Annotated in this window: 8 protein-coding genes; all 8 read left to right on the top strand. The window is 41.2% G+C overall.

Annotated elements, in window-relative coordinates; all coding sequences use genetic code 11:
- The first annotated feature begins 5 nt into the window (after nt 1-5).
- Nucleotides 6-236: a hypothetical protein gene (locus ASU31_RS22915; RefSeq protein WP_057934582.1), complete on the top strand. Its 231-nt coding sequence runs from the start codon at nt 6-8 to the stop codon at nt 234-236.
- A 186-nt stretch (nt 237-422) separates the two neighbouring features.
- Nucleotides 423-4,409, top strand: coding sequence for a hybrid sensor histidine kinase/response regulator transcription factor (locus ASU31_RS22910; protein WP_083505496.1), 3,987 nt, complete (start codon nt 423-425; stop codon nt 4,407-4,409).
- A gap of 118 nt (nt 4,410-4,527) precedes the next feature.
- The gene (locus ASU31_RS22905) at nt 4,528-5,640 is read left to right on the top strand and encodes an alginate lyase family protein (protein ID WP_209435046.1); all 1,113 of its coding nucleotides are present in this window, start codon (nt 4,528-4,530) and stop codon (nt 5,638-5,640) included.
- Nucleotides 5,641-5,650: 10 nt separating this feature from the next.
- Nucleotides 5,651-6,529 carry a glycoside hydrolase family 16 protein gene (locus ASU31_RS22900; protein ID WP_057934580.1) on the top strand — a complete coding sequence of 293 codons (879 nt, stop codon included), beginning with the start codon at nt 5,651-5,653 and terminating at the stop codon, nt 6,527-6,529.
- A 13-nt stretch (nt 6,530-6,542) separates the two neighbouring features.
- Nucleotides 6,543-7,691 (top strand): glycoside hydrolase family 88/105 protein, encoded by a 1,149-nt coding sequence (locus ASU31_RS22895; protein WP_083505498.1) that lies wholly within the window; start codon nt 6,543-6,545, stop codon nt 7,689-7,691.
- A 5-nt stretch (nt 7,692-7,696) separates the two neighbouring features.
- On the top strand, nt 7,697-8,641 hold the full coding sequence (locus tag ASU31_RS22890; RefSeq protein ID WP_057934579.1) for a DUF4886 domain-containing protein: 945 nt from the start codon (nt 7,697-7,699) through the stop codon (nt 8,639-8,641).
- Nucleotides 8,642-9,223: 582 nt separating this feature from the next.
- Nucleotides 9,224-12,394: a SusC/RagA family TonB-linked outer membrane protein gene (locus ASU31_RS22885; protein WP_057934578.1), complete on the top strand. Its 3,171-nt coding sequence runs from the start codon at nt 9,224-9,226 to the stop codon at nt 12,392-12,394.
- Between the two features lie 13 nt (nt 12,395-12,407).
- Nucleotides 12,408-12,960: RagB/SusD family nutrient uptake outer membrane protein (locus ASU31_RS22880; RefSeq protein WP_209435044.1), on the top strand; the 553-nt coding region annotated here is incomplete at its 3' end.

Here is a 12,960-nt window from a genome sequence, read left to right as displayed (position 1 = left end):
CATTTATGAGTAGGTATATTTTAATACTTCTTTTTACAGGACTACTCTTTGGCAATCTGGCCAATGCGCAGCCATTCAAAACGGTGGTTGAAAACGTCCTTGCTTTTTCAGAACAACAGCGCATTTTAATGGTGCAGAAATATGAAAATGAGGCAGGTGTACTGCCAGGATTAGAAATTATTGCACACCGTTTTATAAGTGATTTACCTCTGCAGCGTGTAACATCGTCAATATAAAAGAGAATAGAAATCGAAATAAATTTATAGATAAAAATTTTAGTGGTAATTTCAAAATCCAATACTTTACCTGCTTCTCCTTACCTTATGGATATCCGGAAAATCATTTGTTTGCTATTTTGTTTCAGTGCATTTCTTCTAAAAAGTGCATTTGCGATTGATATTTCCAGATATCGTTTTCACGTGATGCCCGAAACATTCTATTACGGAGGCATTCAAAGCATCACTAAGGACAGTCTGGGGCGAATCTGGTATACCGGCCCTGATGCTGTTTTTATGTATGATGGGAACAGTTTTTATCAGTTAAACGAACTGGCCTCATTGAGTAATCCAAAGGTAAAGTGGGCTTATGGCTCGCTTGTAACCGATAAAAAGGGCGGATTGTTTTTGGCAACCAACCATGGCCTGTTAAGATTTAATTACGAGCAGTTTAATTTTGATTTAATTCTTCCAGGGAAAATCCGCTCAATCTGTCTGCATGATGATGGTAGTGTCTATATGCTTTCGGGCGATAGCCTGTTAAAGTATAACCAGCAAAACAAGGCTGTCAAAAAAATTAAACTGCCTACCAGCAAATATTTCAATAGCGTAATTAGTTTGAAGGGTAATATTTATCTCTCGCAGGAAAATTTACTATATAGGTTTGATACCAAAACATCGCGCTTTAACATTTTTGCCGATTTGGGCAAAACCTCTTATGTAGTTAACGATGCAGTGGCCTATCAGGGCGATTACTATTTCCTTACACAACGCGGTGGTATATTCATTACCGATGCGAAGGGAACAGTTAAAAAAAATATTCCAATAGTGGCCGGAGGGAACCAGGCAACTATGGCTAAAAAGATTTTCATCGATCAGGTTGGAATGATGTGGATAGCTACACAGTCGGGACTCTTGTTTTACGATCCGAGAACAGAAACAAGCAAACTGCTCAAAATGAACCTGAACGATGCTTTTTCCCTGCCAAATAATTCGATCTGGACCATTTACGGCGATCCAGATCAGGGTGCCTGGATCGGAACTTATGGTGGTAAAATTGCTTATTGTTCACTCTACGATGCATACGTGCGCTATTTTACACCGAGCCCTGGGGGACTTAATCATCCGGTAGTAAGCGGTTTTCAGGAAGACGATCTGGGCAATGTTTGGATTGCAACCGAGGGTGGCGGGCTTAACTATTGGAACAGAAAAGAAGATACTTTCCGCCATTTCACCAAAGGCGAAGCCAACTCCATCAGTTCCAACATGGTAAAGCGCTTAAAATTTGATCCTGAGCGAAAACACCTGTTCATATCTTCTTTTAATGGTGGCATTTCTGCCTATGAAATGGCTACCGGGCGCTTTAGCAACCTGAACATACGCTCGCCAGAAAGCAAACTGCCCTTAACGGTATATGATTTTGTACGCGATGCCGAAGGTACCTGGTGGATGACAGATCCTGATAAAACCTTCTTTCACCGGAAAAAAAACCAGCCAGCGTCAGCAACTGAAATTGTGAAACTTATTGCTTTAAATGGTCAACCTCTGGATGTAGAAATTGAGGCCATTTCGCTTGATCAGCAACAGCATTTACGGGTAGTTAGCCATCAGGGTTTGTATATTGCAGATCCCCAAACCCTAAAAGTGCTGCGGCATTATGTCATCAAAAATGGCCCGTATGCGGTTAATCACCTCTGTAGTTATTATGAAGCTTCAAATGGCGATCTTTGGCTCGGCACTTCCGGAAGAGGAGTTAACATTTTAAAAAGAGATGGCCGATACCTTAATTTCAATGGTGCAAACGGTTTCCCTCCAAAGATTGTTTTCGGTATTCTTGAAGATGATGCTTCTGGAAATATTTGGTTCAGCACCAATGAAGGACTGTATTTTTTCGATCAAAAAAACCAAAAATTTGAAAAAGCCAGGTTTTATAAGGCAAATAGTTGCGGCTCTTTTTATCTAAGATCGGCCTATAAAACTAAAAACGGAGAGATGTTGTTTGGAGGAACAAATGGCTTTTTACTCTTTGATCCGCAATACCTGAACAAAAACCTGCAAAAGCCAAAGGTATTTTTTACTGGCTTGCTCATCAACAACCAACAGGTAAGCAACATTTCCAAAGATTCACCATTGGTAAAAGATATTTCTACTTTAAGCAATCAGGAGAACGGCAGGATTTCACTCTCCAGTAATCAGTCAAACATCGAAATCCGGTTTTCCTCAAACAGCTATCTATCGGCCGATAAAAATCAATTTTCTTATCGCATGGTCGGCCTTAGCGATAAGTGGCTCAAGATCAATACCAGTCAGCACGCTGTACAGTTTTTTAATTTGCCTAGTGGCGATTATACTTTTGAAATAAAGGCCTCTAATAATGATGGGCTTTGGGGCAGCGAGGTTTCGAAACTTTATTTTCATGTAAATCCGCCGTTTTTCCTGTCATGGTGGGCTTACTCCATCTATACTTTAATTGTACTGGGGCTCCTGTTTTTCATTATGCGTTACTTTACCAATAAAAAGGTTTTTAAGGAACGGCTGGCTTTAGAAGCGATGAAAGAACAGAATATGCGGGATTTAAACCAGGCGAGGACAGATTTTTTCACTAACATTTCACATGATCTGAAGACACCCCTTACCCTGGTACTCGAACCCCTTAAACAATTAAAAGAAACGGTGCAGAAAAACGACCATGCCAATGGTAATATGCAGTTAATTGAGAAAAATGTTGCCCGTATCCAACGTACAATCAGCCAATTGTTGCGCTTCAGGGAAATCGAAAGCCAGAAAATAACGTTAAATCCTCAGGTTGGAGATTTTATCAGCTTCGTACACGACGTTTTTGGCCTTTTTGAACTTTATGCGAATAAAAAGGAGATTGAAACCAACATAACGGCACATGAAGATCATTTATATGTTGCCTTTGATTATGATATTATTGAGAAGATTTTGACCAATCTTTTCTCCAACGCTTTAAAATATACCTCGAACAAAGGTTATGTTGGTGTACGTATTTATCAATCTACAATGGAGGAAAAACTGCGTGTGGATGTTATGCCAGATCATCAGGACCGGGAATATATTTCTGTGGAGGTATTGAACACCAGTATTGGGTTTTCCGAAGCGCAGATTGCTACCTTGTTTACCTCTTTTAACCGCTTGTCGTCTTACCGGCCAACTTTTGAAGAAAGTTCAGGGCTAGGCCTTGCCATTGTTAAGGAGCTTGTGGATGCCATTGAAGGGAAAATCTGGATGGTGAATAAAACCAATAAAGTTTCTTTTACCATGATGCTCCCACTCAAAAAAGAAACTGGCTCCGGCGATATACAGTCAAGCGTATACGATTATACCATCTCAGAGATAGACGATATCCTGTTAGAAGCTGAAGAACCCGATCATACGCTGAAAAATGCCAGAAAAGCCACCAGTATCTTACTGATTGATGATGATCCTGATCTTCGGAATTATCTGGAACGGCGACTGTCTGAAAAATACAATGTATACATGGCCAGCGATGGAATGGAAGGTATTATTAAGGCCGAAAAAATCTATCCACAACTCATTATTACTGATCTGGTAATGCCTAATACCAATGGGTTTGAGGTTTGCAGCCATTTGCGGCAGAATTTTAAAACCAGCCATATTCCAATTGTAATGATATCTGGTATGGGCGATGTACACCAGAACAAAACCAAAGCGCTTGAACATGGGGCCACGGTTTTTATCGATAAACCTTTTGAAGTGGAATACCTCATTCAGCAGATTGATACCATTTTGAAAAACCAGCAAGAAATGCGCGAAATGTATAGCAAGCGCCTGGTGGTCGACCCAGCTAATGTTACCATTACCTCAATGGATGAGGAACTGCTGATTAAGGCCATGAAATTTATTGAGCAGAATATGGCCAATCCCAATTATTCGGTCGACGATTTTGTATCGGATATGAACACCGGAAGAACAATTCTTTATCAAAAGATCAATGATATTGTTGGCATGTCTATCAAAGAATTTATTTTAAACATCAGATTGAAAAGAAGTGCCTACCTGCTCGAACATGCAGATTTAACCGTGGCAGAAGTTGCTTATCAAACCGGGTTTAACAACGCAAAATATTTTAGTGTTTGTTTTAAAAAACAATTCGAAACCAGTCCGTCTGAATATAAAAAGCGCTACAGTACTGAAAGCAATACGATGTAACCATGATGGGCGATGGGCATATAAGCTGTCATATTCGGCATAGCAAAAAAATTTAATATCATACATAAAGGGAGCAGTTGCATGATTTCAGCATCCCATTTTAACCAAATAAAATACCATGAACCATTTAAAGTTTTTTCTTTTCATTTTTATCACAACATGCCTTTTAAGTACGCTGCAAAGACAGCAGGCACTTGCGCAAAACCAACTTAAGGGCATGCACCCACAACAACAGATTGATTTTGTTAAAAGGCAGCTCAAAGCCAAAAAAGAGCCTTATACATCAGCTTATAAAGCGCTGATCAGCAAAGCAGATTCTGCCTTGCTGGTAGAACAGCATGCAGTAACAGATTTCAGCATCCCCGGATTTTACCAGGACAAGGATGGCCACCGGAAAACCTCACTGGCACTTCAGGTAGATGGTTTCTCGGCTTATAGTTGTGCTCTGGCCTATCAACTGAGCGGTAAGACCAAATATGCCGATAAAGCGGTTTATTTTCTCAATGCATGGGCATCTATTAACAAAAAATATTCACAATTAGATGGTTCGCTGGTAATGTCGTACTCTGGCACCACCCTAATGATCAGTGCAGACCTGCTTAAAGATTATAAGAAATGGAAGCCGAAAGATGTTGCGCAATTTAAATTATGGACCAAAAACGTTTTCCGGGAAGCGGCAAATAGCATTCGTTTCCGCAACAATAACTCAGGCGACTGGTCCCGGCTGGCTTCCATACTGGCTGATACCTACCTCGATGATCAGGAAGATCTGCAAAAAAATATTGCGCTAATAAAAAATGATCTTTTCGATAAGCTTGCGCCCGATGGTCACATGGTTGAAGAAGTAAAAAGACAGGGTAAAGGAATCTGGTATACCTATTTTTCGCTGGCTCCGCTAACTGCTTCGAGTTGGGTAATCTATAACCAAACCGGTGAAAATCTTTTTGCCGCAACAAAAAACGGTGCGTCATTTAAGAAATCGCTTGATTATTTGCATTACTATAACCAGCATCCTGAAGAATGGAAATTCTTTAAAAATCCTGCTACGGGAGCGGTGTATACAGAAACGGGTTTCTGGCCGGCCAATCTTCTGGAAGCCATGAACGGCATTTATTCCGACGCGGAATATGAGAAATACCTGGCGCCATATCGCCCCATCATGTATCCGAAACACGATTATGCCTGGACATTTCCAACACTGATGCCTTTACGCTTAAACGGATACCAATAAATCCCCCCCCATGAAAAAACACTTATTAAAACCCTTCTTAATGGCCTGTATATTCTTCGCCGGCTTATCTGTAGTAGCACAACAGCAAAAACAGCCTATGCCGCCAGCACTCACTGCCGATGGTTTCAAACTGGTATGGGCCGAAGAATTTAATGGCAATGGCGCACCAGATCCGGCTAACTGGACCTACGAGCTTGGATTTGAACGCAATGAAGAACTTCAATGGTATCAACGCGAAAATGCCAGGTGTGAAAACGGAAATTTAATCCTCGAGGCAAAAAGAGAAAAAAAGACAAATCCTAATTTTAAGGAAGGAAGCAACGATTGGAAGAAAAACCGCAAAGAAGCCGATTATACTTCGGCCAGTATCAAAACACAAGGACTGCACAGTTGGCTTTATGGTAGGTTTGTGATGCGCGGTAAAATTGATATCCGCGATGGCATTTGGCCAGCCTGGTGGACATTGGGAATAAAAGGATCGTGGCCTGCAACCGGCGAAATTGATATGATGGAATATTACCGGAAAAAATTGCTCGCCAATATTGCCTTTATGGGAGCCGATCGAAAAGATGCCTGGTTTAGCACGGAAAAAAATATCGATTCCCTGGGCGGCCAAGCCTGGGCAGATCAATTTCACATTTGGCGAATGGACTGGGACGAGAACAGCATTGCACTTTATGTAGATAACCAGCTCTTAAACAAGGTGCCTTTAGATAAGTTAGTGAACCAAAATGGTACCAATATTAATCCTTTCAAACAACCACATTATATGTTGCTCGATTTAGCAATAGGTGGAAAACAGGGCGGAGATCCTTCAAAAACGTCCTTTCCGGCCAGGTTCGAAGTAGATTATGTAAGGGTTTATCAAAATAATAAAATAAAAAACTAAAAATATGAAATATATGAATTTTAGACATCTGCTTTTAATATTAATACTTACCTGCTATTGTGGATACAGCGCTTTTTCTGAGCCAACGCATGCAAAAAGAGATTCGGTTCTGCAAAAGACAAACATTTTTAAAATGATGCAGCGGGTGGCAGACTGGCAATTGGATACCTGGAAAAATAAAGGTTTTAACCATAGAAAAGCCGACTGGACAAATGGGGCCTGTTATACTGGTATTTTCGCTTTTGGCAACATTCAAGGTAATGATCATTATCTTAAAACGCTGGTAGATATTGGCGATGAGCTGGGTTGGAATACCGGACATTTGCGCTTTCATGCAGACGATTATTGTGTGGGGCAGACCTATGCTCAACTTTACAGTAAATTTAAAAAGAAAAAGATGATTGCACCGTTTATTTTGCAGGCAGACAGCATTGTAAATAAACCACATGACGAACCTTTAAACTGGAAAAATAGCATCCAAAACAGAGAGTGGGCCTGGTGCGATGCCCTTTTTATGGGGCCACCTTCTTTAGCTTATCTGAGCACCGCTACCAAAGATGAAAAGTACTTAAATACAGCGGTAAAACTGTGGTGGAAGACCACTGAATTCCTCTACGACCCAACAGAGAAGCTGTTTTTTAGAGATGAAAGTTTCTTTAACAAAAGAGAAAAGAATGGTCAGAAAATATTTTGGTCAAGGGGTAATGGATGGGTTTTGGCTGGTTTGGTAAGGGTGCTGGAAAATACGCCGAAAAACCATCCCGACAGGGCTAAATTAGTACAACTCTACCAAGATATGGTGGGTAAAGTTGCCAGCTTACAGCAGCCAGATGGTAGCTGGCATGCGTCATTATTGGATCCTGCGAGTTTCCCGGTTAAGGAGATGAGCGGTACAGGTTTCTTTAGCTATGCAATTGCCTGGGGCTTAAACCATGGACTCCTGGAAAAGAAGCAATATCTTCCTGTGGTAGAAAAATCATGGAAAGCTTTGGTATCTGCTGTTCATGATGATGGCATGCTGGGTTATGTGCAACCTATTGGCGCAAGTCCGGATGCCGTAAATGCAAACAGTACCGAGGTTTACGGTGTGGGTGCGTTTTTGTTAGCAGGAACTCAATTGTATCAATATTTAAAATCGCAGGAGAAGGCTCATAAAAATTAACAAGAATGAAGATTAACATCAAAATACAGCGATCTCCTTTAACTAAATCTACAGCTTTTTTTCTGCTGTTGATCTGCCTGGTTACCGATCTTTTTGCTCAGAACCGGCAGGATACCTTACGCGTATTTATCATAGGAAATAGTTTTTCACAAAACGCTTCGGCCTTTTTGCCACAAATGGCTAAAGAAAGGGGGAAAACCCTCATTATCGGGCATGCCGAACTCGGCGGGCACTCACTCGAACAGCATTGGGGTTATGTAGAAAAAGCAGAGGCCAATGTAGACGATCCCAAGGGCAAACCTTATAATGGTAAATCTTTAAAAATGTTATTGGGGCAAGGGAATTGGGATATTGTGACCATACAACAATATTCTTTTCTCTCGGGCGATTCCTCGAGCTATTATCCCTATGCCAAGAAACTGGTTGCCTATGTGAAAGCATTGCAACCTCAGGCGCGTATAGTCATCCATCAAACCTGGGCTTACCGTTCTGATGCAAAGAAGTTTGGGCGTATAAGTGAAGGCCAAACTGCTAAGAATCAGGAAGAAATGTGGCAAAAATCCCGTGCAGCTTATCATCTCCTTGCAAAACGGATCGATGCCCGTATTTTACCAGTTGGTGATGCTTTCGAAATGGTGGCTACCGATAAAAAATATGCTTTCAAGCCCGGTCTTTCATTTGATTATGATCATCCAGTTGCGCCAAATTTGCCAGATCAGACCAATTCGCTAAATATTGGGTACTTCTGGAACAAGGATCAATTAAGTTTCGATCCTAATCACGCCAATGATGCCGGCAAATATTTAGGCGGATTAATCTGGTATAGCATATTGTTTAATGATGATTTGAAAAATAGCGCTTTCAAGCCCCAGGGGGTATCTGATGACTTTGCAGCTTACCTGAAAAAAGTGGCAAGCAAAGTAGTGAGGAAAGTGCAGGATGGACAATAAGGATATGATATCCGCAGATTAAAATGATTTCCGCATTTTTTGCCCTCAACATCAGTGTGAGGGCAAATTTAATCGAAATAATGCTCAAACTGTACAAAACCAAACCATTTCCGTACAAAAGTGAACCCTCTGTAAAGGGTAAGTAATATAGATTTGTGTTAACCAAATAATAAACCCAACTAAGTATGATAATCCATTTCTCAACCATCCCGGCTATTGCCAATGAGGAAAACACAAAGTCTAAACTACAAGTCAGTAAAATAGAATGGCATAGGTATTTAACTGATATTTCACGGCATAAGGTTTAAACCAAACGGCAAAATCAAATAATTGCTATTGTAATGCTTTCATATCTCTTTTCTTAAAATTCAGCTAATAAACCCGAACCTTTTTTTGGATCATGAGGATGCTTATATGGTATCCTGAAGGTGAATTATGCGTGATAAAAGCGTAACCATATTAATTCGACATTGATTTTGCCTGAAGCATAAATGTAAATAAAAATGAGCCTGCAACTTTAAAATCAGATAAAGAAAGCTCATCCTTTTCGAAAAAAAATAATTCTAACCATATATCAAATAGATGATAAAAAAAATAAACCTCAGGCCCAAAAGCTGGTTTTTCGTGGTTATTGCAGTTTGGTGTCAGGCACATACACTTGCTGCCGAGCCAATTAGAATAACCACCAGCGCTGTTATTACATCTCCCAATCGATTGTTTCAGGAAATAACCGGAATAGTTAAGGATGAGAAAAACCAACCGATTCCGGGTGCAACAATCAAAATAAAAGGAACTAACATCGGCGTTCAAACCGATCTGGATGGAAAATATAAAATCAATGTTAACCGTGGTCAGGTACTTGTTTTTTCTACCATTGGTTTTGAAAGCAAGGAAGTAACTGTAGGTGCTGCAAGTGTAATTAGTATAACTTTAACACCTTCAAGTAGTTCGCTTAATGAAGTGGTGGTAAATGGTTATTCTACACAAAGAAGATCAGCCGTTACCGCTGCCATCAGTACCGTTTCAGGTGCCGATTTATTAAAAGCACCAGTAACCAATGTTAATAACGCTTTGGCTGGGCGGGTACCTGGTTTGGTCGTACAGCAAACCTCGGGCCGGCCGGGAATTAATGGTGCAGCTTTGTATATCCGCGGACAGGTTTCTCCTTCAGCAACAGCACTTATTATTGTGGATGGTGTTGAGCGGACTTCTTTCGGCGATATCGATCCAAACGAAATTGAAAGTATTAACGTACTTAAAGATGCATCATCTACGGCTTTATATGGTTTAAAAGGCGCTAACGGCGTATTTGTAATCACCACGAAAAGGGGAGTAGAGGGGCCGGCAAGGGTAACCCTTTCGGGTAACGTGGGCATTGTTAGTGCTACATCCCGTCCTGAGATTCTGGGCGCCTACGAAAGCGCGATGTTGCTAACCGAAGGCCAGCTTAATGTTGGTGAGCCCCGTACTTTTACCGATGAAGATTTAGCCACATTTAAGGCAGGAAACGGTAATCCATTACTTTACCCAAATGTAATGTGGTACGATGAACTGGTTAAAGACCATTGGATGCAGAACCAACAGAACCTGACCATATCAGGCGGTAGTGAAAAAGTAAAATATTTTACCTCTTTTAGCCACCTGCGCGAAGATGGAAATTTTAAGGAATTTAAAACACCTTTAGATTATTCTACCTCCCCAAGCTATAGCCGTTATAACTTCAGGGCCAGGGTTGGCATAGATCTTACCAAAACTACAAATTTTGAAGTTAACCTTGCAGGCAGAAACGAGCACCGCTACAGTCCGGCAGGTATGAGCGAATACAACGATCCTGCAGGTGTGGTGAGCAATGGTATAGAAGGGCTTGTAGGCAGGGCCTTGAAAATGCCATCGTGGGCAGCCCCATTTTTTAAAGAATACATCAACTCAGACGATCCGAAAGTAATTGCCTTGGATGGAAACTATAACCACATCGTAAATTATGGGCTGGGAGGTGTAAATGCTTTCAATCCTTACGCTTTGTTAACTTATGGAGGGTATGCTTTTACCGATAACAATATTGCAGAATCGATTTTTACGGTACGCCAAAAACTTGATTTTATAACAAAAGGCCTGAGCTTAAAAGCCCAGTTCGGTTACGATGCCACACAATTATCAGGAAAGTTGCAAAGAGGCAGTACAGGATACCTCGAACTAAACAGATCAACACTAGCGCTTACACCGGTTGGTGGAACTTACAATGATTTTTTTGGCGCACCAGCTTATTCAAGAAGTGGTTTTACCAAAACGAACTTACAGCTGTTTTTAACTTATGGCAGATCATTCGGCAAACATAATGTGAGTGCTAATTTAATCGGTCAGCGCGAGCTGCAGGGCTCAGCAGCGGCAGCTGCCCCATATGCCAATCAAGGCATTATTTCGGAGGCCACCTATAACTACGGCAATAAATACTTTTTAACTGCCAGCGCCACCTACAACGGCTCGGAGAACTATGCCAAAGGCTATCGCTATGGTTTCTTTCCTGCGGCAACTTTAGGTTATAATTTGGCCAATGAAGATTGGATGAAAAAATTTACCTGGATCAGCATGCTCAAAGTACGTGGTTCGATTGGAAGGGTAGGGATTCCCAGTCCGGGTACAAGCCGGTTCTATTATCAGAATAGGTTTGGGGCGGGGGCAAACGTCGTATTTGGAAACCCAAACAGCAACTTCAGTGCGCCAACCTATACCCAATTGCAATATGGTAATCCATTTATCACCTTTGAGATCTCGTTAAAAAGAAACATAGGGCTCGATCTCTCTTTATTTAAAGATAAGCTGAACATCACGGCAGACCTTTTTGATGATGAGCGTTCGGATATTTTAACTACCCGATCGGCAACAAGTTTTGCCACCTATGGAGCCACGGTTCCAAGTACCAATTACGGTATCAATTATAACCATGGGTATGAACTTTCGGTAACTTATCGGGATAAGATTAAAGATTTTACCTATTCCTTCACCGGAAACCTGAGTTATGCGCGTAATGAGCGTAGGGTATTAGACGAGGCGCCCGGTCTTGCAGAAAATCTGCGGGTATCTGGCAAGCCCATTGGTACTTATTTCGGGTACCATGTGCTTGGCTTTTATGCAGACCAAAAAGACATTGACAGCAGTCCGCTAAATAAAATTACAGCCTATCCTTCTATACCGGGCGATTTTAAATATCAGGATGTAAACGAAGATGGAATAATCAATAACCAGGACGTAGTGGCCATTGGACATCCAAACATTCCTGAATACAATGCCAGCTTAAATATGCAGTTCGGCTATAAGGGATTTCAGTTGTCGGCATTGTTTAATGCGGTAACCAATGTGAGTTCTAACGTGGTGTTCCAAAGCGGTGGCCTTAACCAGTATTATGCACCGATGCTGGAAAGATGGACGCCTGGCAATACCAACGCCAGCTGGCCGGTAATCCGTCCGGGCCTGAATGCAAACCCTAACGAAAGTTTGAACGATTTTACCTTGCAGGATGCTTCCTATATCAAACTGCGAAACGTGCAACTCAGTTACAGTTTACCTAAAAAATGGATAACGAAACTTCGGTTAAATAGCCTTACGGTATTTGTTAGCGGGCAGAATTTAAAAACATGGACTAATTTCTATGGTATAGACCCTGAAAATAGCTTGTCGGGAAATGCTTATGCTTCATCAGTCGCCACCATTCCAACCACCAAGGTCTTCAATTTTGGTCTTAATTTATCACTCTAATTAAAGGTATAACATGAAAAAAATCATATATCTCTTGCTTTTAGTTGTCTTGTCAATTGGTTTTTCCTGCAAAAAGGATTTTCTACAACGCGATGTGGGAATCCAGAGCGACCTCGAAGAGGTTTTTAAAGATCCGCTATTAGCTTCCCGTTTCGGCGATTTTACCTATACGTTTTCCATTTCAGATTATGGCCGCCTGAGCGGTTATAAGGGCATGACCTCACAATTTACAGATGAATCTATTGTTAATAACGGTCAGATAGAGGTAGCAGCGATGAATAGCGGTCAGTTTTTAGATCCCGGGGCCTCTGATGTGACAGGTATTTATGCACAAATGTACAGAGGAATCCGAAATGCAAACCTGATGCTGACCAACATGGATAAAACCCCATGGACAGATCTATACAATCCTAATTATATTAAAGGTGAGCAACTTTATCTCCGGGCGTATTTTTATTTTGAGCTTTTAAGGCGCTTTGGCGGGGTGGTCATATTAACCCAACCTCAGGATTTTACTGAAGCCTCAACTGATCTTCCCCGTGCGAGTTATGCAGAAACATTGGTGC

The sequence above is a fragment of the Pedobacter ginsenosidimutans genome (genome assembly GCF_001442625.1).
Lineage (GTDB): Bacteria > Bacteroidota > Bacteroidia > Sphingobacteriales > Sphingobacteriaceae > Pedobacter > Pedobacter ginsenosidimutans.
The sequence above is the reverse complement of the archived record's forward strand: the minus strand, read 5'-3'. Positions and strand labels throughout refer to the sequence as shown.